Annotated in this window: 16 protein-coding genes; 6 read left to right on the top strand and 10 right to left on the bottom strand. The window is 51.2% G+C overall.

All coding sequences use genetic code 11. The features are described 5' to 3' along the window. Position 1 precedes the first annotated feature (1 nt). The 7 genes from gatC to GY634_RS02730 all read right to left on the bottom strand — a co-directional run bounded on the left by gatC (position 2) and on the right by GY634_RS02730 (position 5,752). On the bottom strand, positions 2-310 hold the full coding sequence (gene gatC / locus GY634_RS02700) for an Asp-tRNA(Asn)/Glu-tRNA(Gln) amidotransferase subunit GatC (protein ID WP_166407017.1): 309 nt from the start codon (positions 308-310) through the stop codon (positions 2-4). Between the two features lie 195 nt (positions 311-505). Next, positions 506-1,294 (bottom strand): amino acid ABC transporter ATP-binding protein, encoded by a 789-nt coding sequence (locus tag GY634_RS02705; RefSeq protein ID WP_278249000.1) that lies wholly within the window; start codon positions 1,292-1,294, stop codon positions 506-508. Positions 1,295-1,299: 5 nt separating this feature from the next. Further along, positions 1,300-2,586, bottom strand: a complete 1,287-nt coding sequence (locus GY634_RS02710) for an FAD-dependent oxidoreductase (RefSeq protein ID WP_166407018.1) — start codon at positions 2,584-2,586, stop codon at positions 1,300-1,302. Then, positions 2,583-3,308, bottom strand: coding sequence for an ABC transporter permease (locus tag GY634_RS02715; protein ID WP_166407019.1), 726 nt, complete (start codon positions 3,306-3,308; stop codon positions 2,583-2,585). Before GY634_RS02715 ends, GY634_RS02710 begins: the two co-directional genes overlap by 4 nt. Then, positions 3,305-4,024 carry an ABC transporter permease gene (locus GY634_RS02720; RefSeq protein WP_166407020.1) on the bottom strand — a complete coding sequence of 240 codons (720 nt, stop codon included), beginning with the start codon at positions 4,022-4,024 and terminating at the stop codon, positions 3,305-3,307. The genes GY634_RS02715 and GY634_RS02720 overlap by 4 nt, the downstream gene beginning before the upstream one ends. A gap of 18 nt (positions 4,025-4,042) precedes the next feature. Further along, the gene (locus GY634_RS02725) at positions 4,043-4,807 is read right to left on the bottom strand and encodes an ABC transporter substrate-binding protein (RefSeq protein ID WP_166407021.1); all 765 of its coding nucleotides are present in this window, start codon (positions 4,805-4,807) and stop codon (positions 4,043-4,045) included. A 63-nt stretch (positions 4,808-4,870) separates the two neighbouring features. Then, positions 4,871-5,752, bottom strand: coding sequence for a MurR/RpiR family transcriptional regulator (locus GY634_RS02730; protein WP_166407022.1), 882 nt, complete (start codon positions 5,750-5,752; stop codon positions 4,871-4,873). Positions 5,753-6,036: 284 nt separating this feature from the next. Between GY634_RS02730 and GY634_RS02735 the strand changes: the two genes are divergently transcribed. From GY634_RS02735 to rodA, 5 genes are read left to right on the top strand one after another with little or no spacing between them, the layout of a single operon-like run. Further along, on the top strand, positions 6,037-7,080 hold the full coding sequence (locus GY634_RS02735; protein WP_135863817.1) for a rod shape-determining protein: 1,044 nt from the start codon (positions 6,037-6,039) through the stop codon (positions 7,078-7,080). 54 nt (positions 7,081-7,134) lie between these two features. Next, on the top strand, positions 7,135-8,010 hold the full coding sequence (gene mreC / locus GY634_RS02740; RefSeq protein ID WP_166407023.1) for a rod shape-determining protein MreC: 876 nt from the start codon (positions 7,135-7,137) through the stop codon (positions 8,008-8,010). Beyond that, positions 8,003-8,572, top strand: coding sequence for a rod shape-determining protein MreD (mreD, locus tag GY634_RS02745; protein ID WP_166407024.1), 570 nt, complete (start codon positions 8,003-8,005; stop codon positions 8,570-8,572). The genes mreC and mreD overlap by 8 nt, the downstream gene beginning before the upstream one ends. A 14-nt stretch (positions 8,573-8,586) precedes the next feature. Beyond that, the gene (gene mrdA / locus GY634_RS02750; RefSeq protein ID WP_166407025.1) at positions 8,587-10,443 is read left to right on the top strand and encodes a penicillin-binding protein 2; all 1,857 of its coding nucleotides are present in this window, start codon (positions 8,587-8,589) and stop codon (positions 10,441-10,443) included. Then, on the top strand, positions 10,440-11,585 hold the full coding sequence (gene rodA, locus GY634_RS02755; protein WP_166407026.1) for a rod shape-determining protein RodA: 1,146 nt from the start codon (positions 10,440-10,442) through the stop codon (positions 11,583-11,585). Before mrdA ends, rodA begins: the two co-directional genes overlap by 4 nt. A 3-nt stretch (positions 11,586-11,588) precedes the next feature. Here rodA and mutY read toward each other — a convergent pair whose 3' ends face one another. The 3 genes from mutY to GY634_RS02770 are packed head-to-tail and all read right to left on the bottom strand — an operon-like array spanning position 11,589 to position 14,248. After that, positions 11,589-12,668, bottom strand: a complete 1,080-nt coding sequence (gene mutY, locus GY634_RS02760; RefSeq protein ID WP_166407027.1) for an A/G-specific adenine glycosylase — start codon at positions 12,666-12,668, stop codon at positions 11,589-11,591. Positions 12,669-12,671: 3 nt separating this feature from the next. Beyond that, the gene (locus tag GY634_RS02765; protein ID WP_166407028.1) at positions 12,672-13,580 is read right to left on the bottom strand and encodes a cell division protein FtsX; all 909 of its coding nucleotides are present in this window, start codon (positions 13,578-13,580) and stop codon (positions 12,672-12,674) included. Next, positions 13,577-14,248, bottom strand: a complete 672-nt coding sequence (locus GY634_RS02770; RefSeq protein ID WP_166407029.1) for a cell division ATP-binding protein FtsE — start codon at positions 14,246-14,248, stop codon at positions 13,577-13,579. Before GY634_RS02770 ends, GY634_RS02765 begins: the two co-directional genes overlap by 4 nt. A 233-nt stretch (positions 14,249-14,481) precedes the next feature. Between GY634_RS02770 and GY634_RS02775 the strand changes: the two genes are divergently transcribed. Then, positions 14,482-15,456 (top strand): amino acid ABC transporter substrate-binding protein, encoded by a 975-nt coding sequence (locus GY634_RS02775; protein WP_423227283.1) that lies wholly within the window; start codon positions 14,482-14,484, stop codon positions 15,454-15,456. Positions 15,457-15,471 lie beyond the last annotated feature (15 nt).

Genomic DNA, 15,471 nt, shown 5'->3' on the forward strand with positions numbered 1-15,471 from the left:
ATTACTCGATGACAGTAGGCACAAGGAACAGACCGTGGTCTTGCGCGGGCGCATTAACCATTAGGTTTGCGCGTTCTGTTTCTGTGGCAGTAGGTGCAGCCTGATCTGGACGCAGACGCAGGGCAATTTCCTGAATGGCTTCAAGCGGGTGGGCCATGGGCTCTACACCAGTGGTATCTACAGCTTTTAAGCTGCCGATAAGACCAATAATCTGCTCGAAGTCTTGAGTAGCCTGAGTAGTCTGCTCCGGCGAAAGTTCAATGTGCGCCAATTGTGCGATGCGAGCGACATCCTGCTGAGAGATTGCCATAGTGATTCCGGAGTATGGATGGTATCTGCTTGGCTAGCTACAAAGTCTATGCAGCTAGCTAAGCAGGCAAATGACGGGAATTTCGTATTTTAGCGCGGCTGGTGCCAATTCGCACGGCCACGCTGATGACCCCATTATACGGGGCAGGTTTTTTGCGAGCCAGCGACAGTGGACCGCAGGTATGAAAATAACGTTTTACAGTATTTGCTGCAGGAAGTTGCGTGCGCGGTCTGTCTTGGGGGCAGCAAAGAATTCTGCTGGGCTGCAGTTTTCCAAAATACTGCCTTGGTCCATAAATAGCACGCGTTCAGCCATTTGTTTGGCAAAGCCCATTTCGTGGGTCACGCACAGCATGGTGATGCCACTGCTCGCCAATTTCACCATGACGTCCAAGACTTCTTTAACCATTTCGGGGTCAAGCGCAGCAGTGGGCTCATCAAACAGAATGATTTTTGGGTCCATGCACAAGGTGCGAGCAATGGCTACACGTTGTTGCTGGCCACCAGATAGTTGCGTGGGGTATTTTTCGGCATGGCCGGACATACCCACTTTTTCCAGCAGCTTGCGGGCTTCTGCCTCGGCTTGAGCGCGGCTTAGGCCTTTCACGCTCATGGGCGCCAGTGTGCAGTTATCGAGAACCGACATGTGTGGGAACAGATTAAAGTGCTGAAACACCATGCCCACATTACGCAAGGTTTGTACGCTTTGTGCATTTTGCTGCATGACGTTTACGCCATCAATCACAATGCTGCCTTTTTCGGCGGCTTCTAATTGGTTAATACAGCGTATGAGCGTGGACTTCCCCGAACCGGATGGGCCACACAGCACAATACGTTCGCCTTGGCGTACTTCCAGATTGATATCCCGTAAAGCATGGTATTCGCCATACCATTTGTTCAGCCCTTGAATCTGTATCACCGTAGGACTGTTTTCTGAGAAAGCAGGAGCGCGGTCCGTAGGCTGGGCGTCAAGAAGTTGCGACATGAGTATCAGTTCCGGGGAGAGATAAAACGTTGTGCGGAATACGGGGTGGGGTCTGTGAAGGGGATTTCGCCCGTCATCATCTCGGCCAGCAATCGGCCTGAGGCAGGGCCCAGTGTCAGGCCATGATGGGCATGACCAAAGTTAAACCACAAACCCTCATGTTTGGGCGCTGCGCCAATAATGGGGCGCATATCGGGAGTGCAAGGGCGTCGGCCCATCCAAGGTTCAGCTTCTACCGCTTTGCCCAATGGCCAGTATTGGCGCGCAATACGCTCGGCCTCGTGCAATTGGGCAGGGTTGGGGGCAGCGTCAGGGCTAGCCAGTTCTACACCCGTTGTTAAGCGCACCCCTTGTTCCATAGGCGCCAGCACAAAACCAGCCTGCGAGTCACATAACGAATGCTCGGGGGCAGGGGTCTGGTCGCTGGGTTGGAAGTGCAGGTGGTAGCCACGTTTTTGCACTAACGGAATGTCGTAGCCCAATGATTGGCATAATGGCGTGGCATCTGGGCCCAGCGCAATAACCACTTGTTTGGCATGAATGGGGCCGCAGGTAGTCGCCGCAATCCAGTTAGCTTCTTGTGGAGTAAGCGCGCTGACTTCAGCACGAATAAAACTGCCGCCACGTTGGGTGAATAGCTCGGCATAGCCTTGCACTAAAGCACCGGGTGCAGAAGCTGTCCAAGGGTCTAGCCAATGAATACCGCCTACCAAATTGTGCGTGGTGGCCAAAGCAGGTTCGGTACTGCGCATTGCAGTGGCATTCAATATTTGTACTTCTAAACCGTATTGCTGGCTTAACCGTTTAGCTTGCACTGCCGCACTCGCAAAGGCTTGCTGATCACGGTAAATATCAATCCAGCCATTTTCACGAATACGATGCTGCTGATTAGAGTCGCGGATAAACGGCGCATGCTCTGTAATGCAGCGCTCAATTAATGGCAGCATGTCGTCGGCTGCAGCAGCAAGGCGCTGGGGTGATGACTCTTTCCAGTAACGGTACAACCAGGGGGCTAATGCTGGCAGAGCTTTCCATTGAAAGCGTACATCAGGCTGACGGTTGCCCGCATAACGTAGCAGTGCAGTAGGGCTGTGTGGAAAGGCATAAGGAATGACACTGGCGCGTTCTATTAGGCCAGCATTACCAAAACTTGTGCCTTGGCCAGGTGTTTGCTTGTCAATTAAGCCTACGCGTAAGCCACGTTGTTGCAGGTGTAGCGCTGTGCTGACACCCAGAATACCGGCGCCCAGCACCAGCACATCCAGTGTGGAGGGGGAAAGGTTTTGACTCATGATTCGTGCAGAATGTGACGTGACAAGCGGGACTCAATACGGCGCAATAGCCTGCGGATAATTTCCACAATGATTAGGTACAGTACCGCTGCCCACAGGTAAACCTCGAAGTTAAAGCTTCGAGAGAAGGCGAGTTTGGCTACACCCATCACATCATAAACAGTCACCAATGACGCAATCGCACTGGCTTTAATCATGAGGATAAGCTCGTTGCCCAACGGCCCTATGGCCACTAACGTAGATTGTGGCAAGATCACTTTGCGCATGGCTGTCCAGCGCTTCAGACCTAGTGCGCGGCAGGCCTCGAATTGGCCTTTAGGGATAGCTTGCAAGCTGCCACGGAAAATCTCGGCTTGGTAGGCTGCTGTATTTAGCGTGAAGGCTAACAGTGCGCAATACCACGCATCGCGGAAGAACCACCACAAACCCATGTCTTTCCAGAAGGCTGTCAATGAGCCTAAACCGTAGTACAGCAAAAATAGCTGTGCTAGCAGGGGAGAGCCTCGGAAGAAGTAAATATAGGCGCGGCAGCTGTACTGCAGCAGTGGGTTCTTGTTTAAACGGCCTAGTGCCAGTAACAAGCCCAACACCATACCCAGCGTATACGAGAACGCGACGAGTTTGATGGTGACCCATAGGCCATCTAGCATACGCATGCCGTATCGTTCTAATAGGCTTGCGTCTAAAAAGGTAGACAGTATGTTGAAGACAGTTTCGTTCATGACCGTGCCTCTTGATGGTGGCGGCCGAAATAGCGCTCGGCACGGTTAAATACGACGCCAGATAATGCGGACAGTATCAAATAGAGTACGCAGGCGGCACTGTAGAACAAAATGGGTTCTTTAGTGGCTGTGACAGCCAAGTTGGTTTGTCGCATCAGGTCTACCAACGCAATGCTGGAAACTAAAGAAGAGTCTTTTAGTAAGGTCAGCCAGTTGTTGGATAAACCGGGCAGGGCTACACGCATTAACTGTGGCAGTGTGATGCGCAAAAAGGTTGTGCGTTTAGATAAGCCCAAGGCACGCGCAGCTTCCAGTTGGCCTTTGGGGATGGTTTTAAACGCACCGCGCCAGACTTCACTGGAAAAGGCTGCTAACACTAAGCTAAATGCAAATACGGCAGCAGCAAAGGCGTTAATGTGGAATTCCGTTTCGTATCCCAGCCGTTGCAAGATGTTTTGTATACCCATTTGTGCGCCGTAGTACACCAGCAGCAGCGTCAATAACTCGGGTAGACCACGAAATACCGTAGAGAAAACCGTTGCCGCCGCACGCGGTAAGCGTCGACGAGAGCGGGTGCCAACCGCAACCAGCAGGCCTAAGGGCAGGCCAAAAGGAATACAGCACAGAGTCAGGGAAATGGTAACCAGTGCACCCATTAAGAGTGCACCGCCCCAGCCCCCCTGCCCAAAGGAAAGCAGGCTTAGCAGATCAAGCATGTAAAAAGTCCGTCTAGCTTATTGAACGCGGAAAATGTCCATGCCGAAGTAGCGTTGGGAAATTTCTTGGTAGGTACCGTCAGCACGAATATCGTCGATTGCCTTATTAAAGCGCTCACGCAACTCATCGTCCCCTTTGCGCAGGGCCACGCTGGTTTTGCCTTCTGTGCCGGGCAAGTCACCCAACAGTTTGCAGCAGCCTTCGCTATTTTTTTCCAACCATTCCAACAGTGGGAATTTGTCGTGAACCATAGCGTCTAGGCGGCCATTGATCAGGTCTGCGCCCGCTTCGTCCGGTGTAGGGTACAAACGCACGTCTGAACCAGCCTTACCGTATACGTCTTCAGCGTACATGCCTTGAGTAGACGCGGATTGTGCACCCACAACGCTGTCTTTCATGGCCTCGGCAGAAGTGCTGGTGATGTCAGAGTCTACAGGAACAGCAACGGACAGTACGGTGTAGTAGTAGGGCTCACTGAACGCAACGTGTTGCAAACGCTCTTCGGTTTCCACCATGGAAGACACGACTGCATCAAATTTTTTGGCAAGTAGAGCAGGAATAATGCCATCCCAATCTTGAGCAACCAGCTCACACTTCACTTGCATCTTGTCGCACATGGCGTTGGCGATATCTACGTCAAAACCGTAGAGTTTGCCAGACGCGTCTACCGCGTTAAACGGAGGGTATGCACCTTCAATACCGATACGAATGGTTTCTTGGGCTTGAGCTGAAAACGCGGTTAAGGCGCCAGCAAGGCAAAGAGCTTTTAGCGAGAGTTTCATGATGAAGGACTCCAGTGTGTAAGTGGGTGCGTCTAGCGCACGGGAGTTAATTAGGCGGCAAGTTCAGTCGAAAGAGGTATAGCCGACGAACTCATGATTCAGGCTGGCAATCTGATTCAGACGTTGCTCCGCCTGGCTCTCCAGCAGTACAAAAACCTCATTGACCAATAGATGGGCCAGCACCAGCATGGGTGCTGTGCACTCCCAAAATAGGTCTATCTCGGTAGGAACACGTAGCACTTCGTCAGCATTAGCGTCAGCCCAGTCGCAAAAAGGGTCGGTGACCAGCGTGACAGGAAGTCCTCGTTCTCGTGCCTTTTTACAAAGCAGTAACGCATGAGAAGAGTAACGACGTGCGTCAAAAACAATAAGTGTTGCATTGTCTGGTTTAGTGAGCAAGGCTTCACTGAAGTGACCCGCTGCATTATCCACGATTTGTACGCCTGGGCGTATATATTGCAACAAATGGGCCATGCTAGCCGCTACACCACGCTCGGTTTGGAAACCAGCAATCAGTACTTCGGGGGCGTGGGCTAAGCGCTGTGTAATAGCCCCCCAAGAAGGGGAGCGAGTTAGCTCGTACACACGAACTTGAGCAGCAATACTGAGTTCAAGGCTACGTGCGTAGTCGTGCGGCGTCGTGGTAGAACGTCTGGCAAGAAAGTCTTGCATGCGCTCGCCTTCTAGCCACGGGCTATTGCCTAAATCGTCACGCAAATTCTGTTTAAGATCTTTAAGGTGTTTAAACCCTAGCTGTCTACAGAAACGCCCTACAGTGATTTCGCTTATGCCGAGTTTTTTAGCAAGGCTGGCAGATGTTTCAAAAGGTAGGGTGCCCAAGTTATTCAACATGTGGCCCGCGATGCGTCGCTCAGATGCCGTCCCTTCAGTGTGGGAGTGTTCTAAGCGTTGCAATAAATAGGAGCGAGGACGCGCTGGATTCATGGACGATTTGATAGTTTTCTAACATTTTTCGTATTATGACAGGATTCTATCGTGGAGGATTTGGGGGAATCCCTAATCTGAATACGAAAAAAAACATTTAGTAATGAATATAGCCGTATCCGCCTCTAATTCTGTCAAATGGGCGGGCGATAATACGTTATCATTAATCTTTTAGGGTATTTTGTGTGTTCGTCACGGTGCCTTGGGCTGATAGCGCTGGCATGCTGCGACGAATGGCGCGGGAAATACCTACTAGTTTCCCACTCTCAACTTATAGCGCGCCCATGTTCGGATTCCTACGCAGTTACTTTTCAAGCGATATGGCAATCGATCTCGGTACGGCCAACACCCTTATTTATGTAAGGGGCAAAGGGATCGTGCTGGACGAGCCTTCCGTCGTCGCAATTCGCCATGACGGCGGACCTAACGGTAAAAAAATTATTCAAGCTGTTGGTCACGAGGCTAAACAGATGCTGGGTCGTGTACCTGGCAACATTGAAGCTATACGTCCCATGAAAGACGGCGTGATTGCCGATTTCACGGTTACTGAACAAATGCTTAAGCAGTTCATTCGTATGGTGCATCCACGCAGTATGTTTGCACCTAGCCCGCGAATCATCGTGTGTGTGCCTTGCGGCTCTACACAAGTTGAACGTCGTGCAATTCGCGAATCAGCATTAGGTGCTGGTGCTAGCCAAGTGTATTTGATTGAAGAGCCAATGGCTGCCGCAATTGGGGCGGGTTTGGCTGTGTCAGATGCCAGTGGTTCCATGGTAGTAGACATCGGTGGTGGTACTACTGAAGTTGCCGTAATTTCCTTGGGCGGCATGGTGTACAAGGGTTCTGTACGCGTTGGTGGCGATAAGTTTGATGAGGCTATCATCAATTACATTCGTCGCAACTACGGCATGCTGATTGGTGAGCCTACTGCCGAGCGCATCAAGAAAGAAATCGGTTCTGCTTTCCCCGGTACTGAGGTTCGCGAAATTGAAGTAAAAGGCCGCAATCTGTCTGAAGGCGTGCCACGCAGTTTCACAGTGTCTTCCAACGAAATTCTGGAAGCACTAACAGATCCTTTGAATCAGATTGTTTCGGCTGTAAAAATCGGCTTGGAACAAACCCCTCCAGAATTGGGTGCTGACATTACCGAAAAAGGCATTGCGCTGACCGGTGGTGGTGCATTGGTACATGATCTGGATCGCCTGCTGCAAGAAGAAACAGGCTTGCCTGTAGTGGTAGCAGACGACCCGCTTACCTGCGTAGTACGTGGGTGTGGGGAAGCACTGGAACACCTAGAAAAACTGGGTGCGGTGTTTATTTACGATTAATAATCGTCTCACCCGGCAAGCAACCTGTTTGCCGGGTTTCTGTTCGGTTCATGCATGCAAGAACAAAGCTCTATTCGGCTTTTTAGGCGTGGGCCCTCTGCAGAGGTACGAGTAGCAATTTTTGTGATTCTGGCTTTGGCGCTGATGATTGTTGATGCGCGCAGTACATTGCTGGAGCCTGCTAGGCGGGCGTTATCCGTAATTGTGTACCCCTTCCAGCGAGCCGCCATGGCGCCCGGTGACTTAGCTTCCTATCTGAGTAGTTGGCGAGACTCAGCCGCGTTGGTGCGCACCGAAAAAGAAGCTCTACAACGTCAACGTGTAGAGCTCGCACAGTTGTCCACGCATGCCGCGCAGCTCTCGGTAGAAAATGAGCAGCTACGTCGCTTGTTGCAAGTGGCTAATGCAGTAACGCAGCCCTCTGTCGCGGTGGAAGTGTTATATGAGCCGCCTAATGCGTTTAACCGACGTCTGGTATTTAACAAAGGCTCTTCGCACGGTATCCAAGCAGGCATGCCCGTCATTGATGATGGTGGCGTGGTAGGGCAGATTGTTCGTGTCACACCCTATACGGCCGAAGCTGCACTCATTACCGACGATAAGCTGTCTATACCCGTACAAATTTTGCGCAGTGGTTTACGTCTGATCGCGTTTGGCGGTGGCGTAGGTTCGCGCATAGAAGTGCGGTACTTAAGCTCGGACGTGGATATTGAAGTGGGTGATGTCTTAGTCACCAGCGGTATTGGTGGGTTATTCCCAGCTGGTTTGCCGGTAGCGCGTGTGGATAGTGTGGATCGCGATGTGGCGACTGGTTTTGGTGTGGCGGTAGGTACGCCGCTGTCTTACCCCGAACGTTATCGACACTTCCTTGTGTTGCTGGTTGAAGAGTCTGCACGTAAATCGTTGGAGCAGGAGGACGCCGATGAATAAGCATGTAGGGCGCGAGCCCCGTAAAGGCGGCTCTTCGCTAAGTTCACTGCAGCCCATTGATGCCTCGCCCTTTAAAAATGAGTCCAGTGGCTTGGTGGTGTGGGGTTCGGTATTTTTGGTGTGGGTATTGTCTATGTTGCCATGGCGACATTGGGAGTACGCACCTGATTTCCTGATGCTTGTGTTAGCGTTCTGGACCTTGCACGAGCCGCGCAAAGTCAACATGCTGATGGCCTTTGTGCTGGGGCTGTTCATGGATGCTCATGATTCCAGTTTCCTAGGCGAGCATGGCATGGCATACGTGTTAGCGTGCTATGGCGTGATCGTGTTGTCTAGGCGCTTGCTGCTATTTGGTGCGTTTGCACAGATGGTGTATTTACTGCCGGTGTTCTTCGTGGCGAGTGCCATACCGCAGCTTCTACATGCTTGGTTTGCAGGCGAATGGGCGGGGTGGTCGTGGGGGGCTGCTGCACTTTTGACTGGTGTGCTCTGGCCATTGGCTGATTTTCTATTGTTATTGCCACATCGCAGGTTGGATGAGGCCGATGACGGCTCGGCTTAACCCTAGCGCGCACCATGTTCGAGTTCAAGAAAACCTCCAGACTACATAAACAGCGTACCTTATTACGTGCCTGGGTGGCCGGTGTAATAGGGGTAGGGTTGTTGGCGTTGTTGGGTGCGCGTTTGTGGTATTTGCAAGTAGATAGGTACGAAGGCTTAGCGGCCAGAGCAGACCGTAATCGTATTGCTGTGGTACCTATTGCTCCAAGACGTGGTGAGATTACCGATAGAAATGGTGTGGTATTAGCGCGCAATTATCGCGACTACACCTTAAGCGTCGTACCTGCTCAGGTAGAAGGTAGCATTGATGATCTGCTGGATAATCTGGGCGAGATTGTGTACTTAAGCGAACGCGATAGACGGCGCTTTAAGTTGGCCTTAGGGCAGAACAACCGCTACAGCGACGTGCTGCTACGTAATAGCATTAACGAGGTAGAAGCCTCGTGGTTTGCATCACATGCTTTTCGTTTTCCGGGCGTAAGCCTACAAGCACGGTGGGTACGCGAATACCCACAAGGCGAGTCAGCGGCCCACGTGATTGGGTATGTAGGACGTATTTCTGAAGCCGATGAACAGCGTTTAGACGAAGCCGGTGAATTAGGGAATTATCGTGGCACACTGAACATCGGTAAAAAAGGCATCGAGAAGTCGTGGGAAAAAGCCTTGCATGGGCAAACGGGTGTAGAAGAGGTGGAAGTCACTGCTTCGGGTCGCCCTGTGCGCGTGCTAAATAGGGTAGACCCCGTGCCAGGCCAAAACCTGCAGTTGTCTATTGATATAGGCTTGCAGCGTGAGGCCGAGAAACTTTTCGAGGGTCGACGTGGTGCGTTGGTGGCTATTGAGCCCAAAACCGGCGAGGTTTTGGCGTTTGTGTCGGCTCCCTCTTTTGACCCTAATTTGTTTGTAGACGGGATTGATGTGGAAAACTGGCGCAAACTCAATGAGTCGCCAGATCATCCGCTTATTAATCGTCCTTTATTTGGTACCTACCCTATTGGGTCTACCTATAAGCCTTTTGTGGCCTTGGCCGCCTTGGCACTCAATAAACGTGGCCCTAACGATAGAATTTCGGATCCGGGCTATTACGAGTTCGGTGGGCAACGTTTCCGTAACGCGGGTAACGCGGCCTATGGGCCAACCAACATGCACAGGGCGTTAGTGGTGTCGTCTGACACGTACTTCTATTCACTAGGCCCTGAGATTGGCGTAGATGCACTGCATGACTTCAGTAAGCAGTTTAGTTTTGGACAGCTTACCGGTATTGATCTAGATGGTGAGCGACGTGGGATTTTGCCGTCGCGCGAGTGGAAACGCCAAGCCTATAAAAAACCCGCCGATCAGCGTTGGTATGCGGGTGAAACCATCTCTGTGGCGGTTGGGCAAGGCTATAACTCCTTTACTCTGTTGCAACTGGCGCAGGCTACTTCTACTTTGGCAAATGATGGGCTCTACATTAAGCCGCATTTAGTACGTCAGACCATCAATACTGAAACAGGCGAAAGTAGCATGGCAGTCACAGAGGCGCCGTATCAACTGCCTATAGATCCTGCCCACATCAAGGTGGTGAAAGATGCCTTGGCAGATGTGATTAAGTCAGGCACAGCGCGACGAGCCTTCGCGGGTACGAAGTACAACGCGGCGGGTAAAACCGGTACGGCACAGGTGTTTAGTTTGCGTGGTAGCAAATATAGGGCCTCAGCCATTGATGAGCGCTTGCGTGACCATGCTTTATTTATGAGCTATGCGCCAGCTAATGATCCCGAAATTGCCATTGCGTTAATTGTAGAAAATGCAGGTTGGGGTGCGACTCAAGCAGCACCTATTGCACGACGTCTTTATGACTACTGGCTAGAGGAGCGCAAGAAGCCATGAAGCGTTTAATGCAATGGGGTTTACGCGCCATCACTATTTTTGATTGGCCACTGCTGTGTTTGCTGCTGTTGTTAGCCACCTTAGGTTTGGTGGTGATGCATTCAGCGGTGGGCAGTACCGATTGGCGCTTTGCCGACCAGTCACGCTATTTTGTCGTGGCATTTTTTGTGATGTGGATAGTGGCGGTAATCCCATTGCCGTGGATTATGCGTCTGACGCCTTATGTGTACGCCTTCTCCATTATTTTGTTGCTGGGCGTGGAGTTTCATGGCGAAACCAGTAAAGGTGCCAAACGTTGGTTAGATTTGGGCGTGGCGCGTATTCAGCCTTCTGAAATGTTGAAAATCACGGTGCCATTGATGTTGGCCTGGTATTTCCATCATTACCAAGGTGCCAAGATGAAGCTGATGGATCTGCTCATCGCTGGTGTTTTGCTCGCTATTCCCTTCTTACTTATTGTGCGACAACCCGATTTGGGCACAGCATTGCTCGTGTTTGCCGTGGGCTTTAGCGTGATCTACTTCGCTGGATTGTCGTTCTGGTTACTGGTGCCTGTTGCGATAGCGATTACCGTAGGTTTAGGGCTAGTACTGTATTACGAAGATACGCTATGTGCGCCGGGTTTTGACTGGATTGTCTTGCACGAATACCAGAAAGGGCGGGTGTGCACGTTACTGAATCCGGGCATGGATCCCTTAGGGAAAGGCTTTCACACCATTCAGTCTATGATCGCGGTAGGCTCAGGTGGGGTGTACGGTAAGGGGTATATGATGGGTACCCAAACCCATTTGGATTTTATCCCTGAGCGTACGACCGACTTTGTGTTTGCCGTGTTTGCTGAAGAATTTGGCTTGTACGGCGGCATTATGTTGCTGGTGCTGTATGCCTTGGTCATTATTCGTGGTCTAAGTATTGCCGCTCATGCTAATAACACCTTTGGCCGTTTGGTGGCAGGTGCGCTGGCGATGATGATGTTTGTTTATGTGTTTGTGAACATCGGTATGGTGACGGGTATTTTACCGGTGGTAGGTGTGCCACTGCCCTTTATGAGCTATGGCGGTACGGCACTGCTTACGTTAGGCGTGGCATGTGGCTTATTGATGAACATTCATCGTTATAAGCCACCCTCACTGAACCCCTAAGGGTTAGAACAAGGTTGCCAGTTCCGTTTCAGGGCTAGGGTATAGCCCATCTAAAAGCTTGCGTATGGGGGCGGGTAACGCCGTATCGGGCAAGTCTTCTATCGCTACCCAATGTTGGTTGTCGTGCTGGGTAGGTAACTCAGCACGTTGCACAAACCAGGGGGTGATATGCAGCTTGAAGTGGCTAAACACATGCAGCATTGCAGCCATTCTGGATTGCGCTGGCAACGTAATGGCTAAGCTTTGGCTAAAGTCTTGCAGGCCTTCCAAATGCTCAAACTGCGGCAAGGTCCATAAGCCGCCCCAAATACCACTATCAGGACGTTGCTCTAGCAGTACGTGACCGTCTGCCTCCAGAATCAACACATGGCATTCACGCTCGGGCTGTACAGCTCGAGGTTTACGTGTGGGTAGCTCCGCTGTTTGTTGATGGGCGTGAGCATAGCAATCTGCCACTAAAGGGCATTGTGCACAGTTAGGTTTGCTACGCGTACAGAGCATAGAGCCTAAATCCATTAAGCCCTGTGTGTAGACAGCCATGTCTAGATCAGCAGGGCTACAGGCCACCGCCTCTTCGGCGAGGCCCCATAGCTTGAGTTCGATTTGGCGTTGTTGAGGATGGCCGTGAATACCAAAGTAACGTGTGAAAACACGCTTCACGTTACCATCCATGATGGGGCTACGTTCCCCAAAACAGAAAGAAGCAATAGCGGCGGCGGTAGAGCGGCCTATGCCGGGTAAGGTCGCAAGCTGCTCACTACAGGGTGGGAAGCTACCACCATGTTCGTTCATGACTTGTTGTGCGCACCGGTGTAAGTTGCGGGCGCGAGCGTAGTAACCTAAGCCTGCCCAGTAGGGCATGACGTCATCTTGGGTGGCGCTGGCAAGGTCTGCAACAGTAGGAAAACGCTCTAGGAAACGCTGATAGTAATCAATCACTGTAGTGACTTGCGTTTGCTGCAGCATGATCTCAGATAGCCACACTCGGTAGGGGGTGCGCTCTTGTTGCCAAGGCAGATGGTGACGGCCATGTTTAGCCTGCCACGCGACAACTCGCGCGGCTAAATTCTGTGTACTACTCATTACTTAAAACCGGGTACTGCGGGTAACGGACCATCGGGCAGCCAAGGCTGCGATCAGGGCGATAACCACTGTTGCGCTAAGAAGGTTTAGGCTATCAGGCAAGTGCAATTGCACATGTTGCTGGTAACTGGCTGCTAGGCGATTCAATGCTTCGCTGAGCAACGGTAGTGCTAGCCATGCCAGTAGTATAGCCACTAGGCTAGCGGCCACCCCTGTGATAGCACCTTGGTACAAAAAGGGTCTACGCACAAAGCTTTCTGTAGCGCCCACTAAACGGGCTACGGCAATTTCTTCGCGTTGGTTCAGTGCTTGTAAGCGCACCGTATTAAATACGGTGGCAATCATGATGACCGCTACGCACAAGCTCAGTAAGCTCAGTGCCACACGTACAAAATGCAGCAGGGAGTCCAAGCGTTTTAACCAGTCGCTATCCAGTTGAATACGCTCTATCGCTGGTGTGTTGGCTAACTCGGCTGCTAGTTGCTCGGCTACACCGGCTTGGTTTGGTGAGTCGTTTAGGCTAAGTACCAAGCTATGGGGCAAGGGGTTCTCGCCCAAGGTGCTTAATGCGTCAGCCCACAGTGGGTTTTTTTGTAGGTCTTTATAGGCTTTGTCGCGATCAATAAAGGACACCGACAACACCTCATCAGCATACTGCTGGCGCAATTCGCTAGAGAGCTTTTGCGCTTGTTCAGCCGAGGTATCCAGCTTCAAATACAAGGTAATCTCAGGATTGACCGGTAGGTCTTTCACCAGTGGTTGTGCCGAAACCAGCAACGCCCAACCAATTAAGGGGGCGGCCAAGGTTAAGGCAATCACCAGAATATTGGCGAGCGATGAAAAAGGTTGATGAATCAGGCGGCCAAAGGCTGTGCTTGCCGCATAGCGGTGTTGACGTAACCAACGGTTCATAGTGCTACACCTGCAAAATCAGAAAACCTACCCTCTTCAATAAGTAGGGTGCGGCGTGCATATTGGGCCATTAAAGCGCGGTCGTGCGAGGCGATTAAGGTAGTCACGCCGACGCGATTAAAGTCTAGAAACACATCCATAATGCGTTTTGCGCTAGCGGCGTCTAGGTTGGCGGTGGGTTCGTCGGCAATCACAATAGCAGGGCGGTTCACAATGGCTCTGGCGATGGCCAAGCGCTGTTGTTCACCACCAGACATCTCAATAGGAGTGAAGCCTTCTTTTCCTGCAAGCCCTACTTTTTCCATGGCAGCGCGCGCACGCTTGAGGGCCACAGATCGTTCCACACCTTGTACTTCTAAGGGCAGCAACACGTTGTTAATGGCGCTGCGGTCATACAGCAAGTGTGTATCTTGCAAAATGACGCCTACCGCGCGGCGTAGGTAAGGGCGCGCACGAGCGGCCAACTGGTCTACGCGCTGTTCCTTTAGGTAAATGCTGCCACGACTGGGGGCTTCTAAGCCGCCAATCAGCTTCAGTAATGTGGATTTACCTGCCCCAGATGGACCGGAGACAAAAATAAAGTCACCACCTGCAATTTCAAAATTGATGTCCGCGAGAATGTTTTTTCCGCGACCGTAAGATTTGAAAACGTGTTGAAACCGGATCATGGCATGAGATTGGCAGGAAACGATGAAGGGAATCGGACGTTACATCCGAGCGCTTGTCTATTTTATCGCTAAAGGGAAAGTGCGGATGTTTTAATCTGTGTGTAATAGGTAGGATGGATAAAACTTGACCAAAGTTAGCAGTAGGATCAGCTGTATTTACCACAAGTAAATCTCTATAGGAGACATCCATGAAGATCGTTAAAACGATTTTGTTGAGTTCTGTGGCAGTATTGATGAGTTCTGGTGTGACGTACGCCGCCGAAACCCTAGACAAAGTGAAGCAAAAAGGCTTTGTGCAGTGTGGGGTACACGTAGGCTTACCGGGGTTTTCCATTGCAGACAGTAAAGGGCAGTGGGGCGGCATTGATGTGGATTTATGTAAAGGCATAGCCGCAGCCATTTTTGGTGATGCCACCAAGTTTAAGGTGACGCCACTAACGACACAGCAGCGTTTTACCGCCTTGCAGTCGGGTGAGATCGATGTCTTAACCCGTAATAGCACGGCCACGATGGCGCGCGATACTACCTTGGGGTTAATTAGTGCAGGTGTGAACTATTACGATAGTCAGGGCGTAATGGTGAAAAAAAGCTTAGGCATCAACAGCGCTACCGAGTTGAATGGAGCCGCTATTTGCGTGCAGCCAGGCACTACAACCGAACTTAACTTGGCTGACTGGTTCAGATCCAATAATTTGGATTTCAATCCTGTAGTGATTAATAACCCAGATGAAGCCATGCGCTCTTTCTTGGCTGATCGCTGCGACGGTTTCACCACCGATAAATCAGGTTTGGCAGCGATGCGTGCCGCGCAAGCTAGCCCAGACGATTTCGTTATCTTGCCGGAGGATTTTTCTAAAGAACCGTTGGGCCCTATGGTGCGCCAAGGTGATGAAGAGTGGTTCTTGTTAGTGCGTTGGGTGCTGAATGCCATGAACGAAGCGGAAGAATATGGCATTACCTCTAAAAACGTAGAAGAACAGCTCAAAAGTGATAATCCCAACGTACAACGTATACTGGGTGTGTCGGGCGAAATGGGTAAAGGCCTGAAGCTGGATGACAAATGGGCGTTTAATATCATTCAGCAAGTTGGTAATTACGGAGAGGTATTTGACCGTAACTTGGGAGCACCAACCCCTCTGAAATTGGAGCGCGGTTTGAACGCTACATGGAAAAATGGTGGTTTAATGTATGGCTGGCCAGTGCGTTAAGTAACAGCTGAACTC

The sequence above is a fragment of the Paenalcaligenes suwonensis genome (genome assembly GCF_011290505.1).
GTDB lineage: Bacteria > Pseudomonadota > Gammaproteobacteria > Burkholderiales > Burkholderiaceae_B > Paenalcaligenes > Paenalcaligenes suwonensis.

What these genes read in the sequence shown, in the direction of transcription:
- gatC (WP_166407017.1), bottom strand. Translation starts at nt 310, where the DNA reads ATGGCAATCTCTCAGCAGGATGTCGCTCGCATCGCACAATTGGCGCAC.
- GY634_RS02705 (WP_278249000.1), bottom strand. Translation starts at nt 1,294, where the DNA reads ATGTCGCAACTTCTTGACGCCCAGCCTACGGACCGCGCTCCTGCTTTC.
- GY634_RS02710 (WP_166407018.1), bottom strand. Translation starts at nt 2,586, where the DNA reads ATGAGTCAAAACCTTTCCCCCTCCACACTGGATGTGCTGGTGCTGGGC.
- GY634_RS02715 (WP_166407019.1), bottom strand. Translation starts at nt 3,308, where the DNA reads ATGAACGAAACTGTCTTCAACATACTGTCTACCTTTTTAGACGCAAGC.
- GY634_RS02720 (WP_166407020.1), bottom strand. Translation starts at nt 4,024, where the DNA reads ATGCTTGATCTGCTAAGCCTGCTTTCCTTTGGGCAGGGGGGCTGGGGC.
- GY634_RS02725 (WP_166407021.1), bottom strand. Translation starts at nt 4,807, where the DNA reads ATGAAACTCTCGCTAAAAGCTCTTTGCCTTGCTGGCGCCTTAACCGCG.
- GY634_RS02730 (WP_166407022.1), bottom strand. Translation starts at nt 5,752, where the DNA reads ATGAATCCAGCGCGTCCTCGCTCCTATTTATTGCAACGCTTAGAACAC.
- GY634_RS02735 (WP_135863817.1), top strand. Translation starts at nt 6,037, where the DNA reads ATGTTCGGATTCCTACGCAGTTACTTTTCAAGCGATATGGCAATCGAT.
- mreC (WP_166407023.1), top strand. Translation starts at nt 7,135, where the DNA reads ATGCAAGAACAAAGCTCTATTCGGCTTTTTAGGCGTGGGCCCTCTGCA.
- mreD (WP_166407024.1), top strand. Translation starts at nt 8,003, where the DNA reads ATGAATAAGCATGTAGGGCGCGAGCCCCGTAAAGGCGGCTCTTCGCTA.
- mrdA (WP_166407025.1), top strand. Translation starts at nt 8,587, where the DNA reads ATGTTCGAGTTCAAGAAAACCTCCAGACTACATAAACAGCGTACCTTA.
- rodA (WP_166407026.1), top strand. Translation starts at nt 10,440, where the DNA reads ATGAAGCGTTTAATGCAATGGGGTTTACGCGCCATCACTATTTTTGAT.
- mutY (WP_166407027.1), bottom strand. Translation starts at nt 12,668, where the DNA reads ATGAGTAGTACACAGAATTTAGCCGCGCGAGTTGTCGCGTGGCAGGCT.
- GY634_RS02765 (WP_166407028.1), bottom strand. Translation starts at nt 13,580, where the DNA reads ATGAACCGTTGGTTACGTCAACACCGCTATGCGGCAAGCACAGCCTTT.
- GY634_RS02770 (WP_166407029.1), bottom strand. Translation starts at nt 14,248, where the DNA reads ATGATCCGGTTTCAACACGTTTTCAAATCTTACGGTCGCGGAAAAAAC.
- GY634_RS02775 (WP_423227283.1), top strand. Translation starts at nt 14,482, where the DNA reads ATGAGTTCTGGTGTGACGTACGCCGCCGAAACCCTAGACAAAGTGAAG.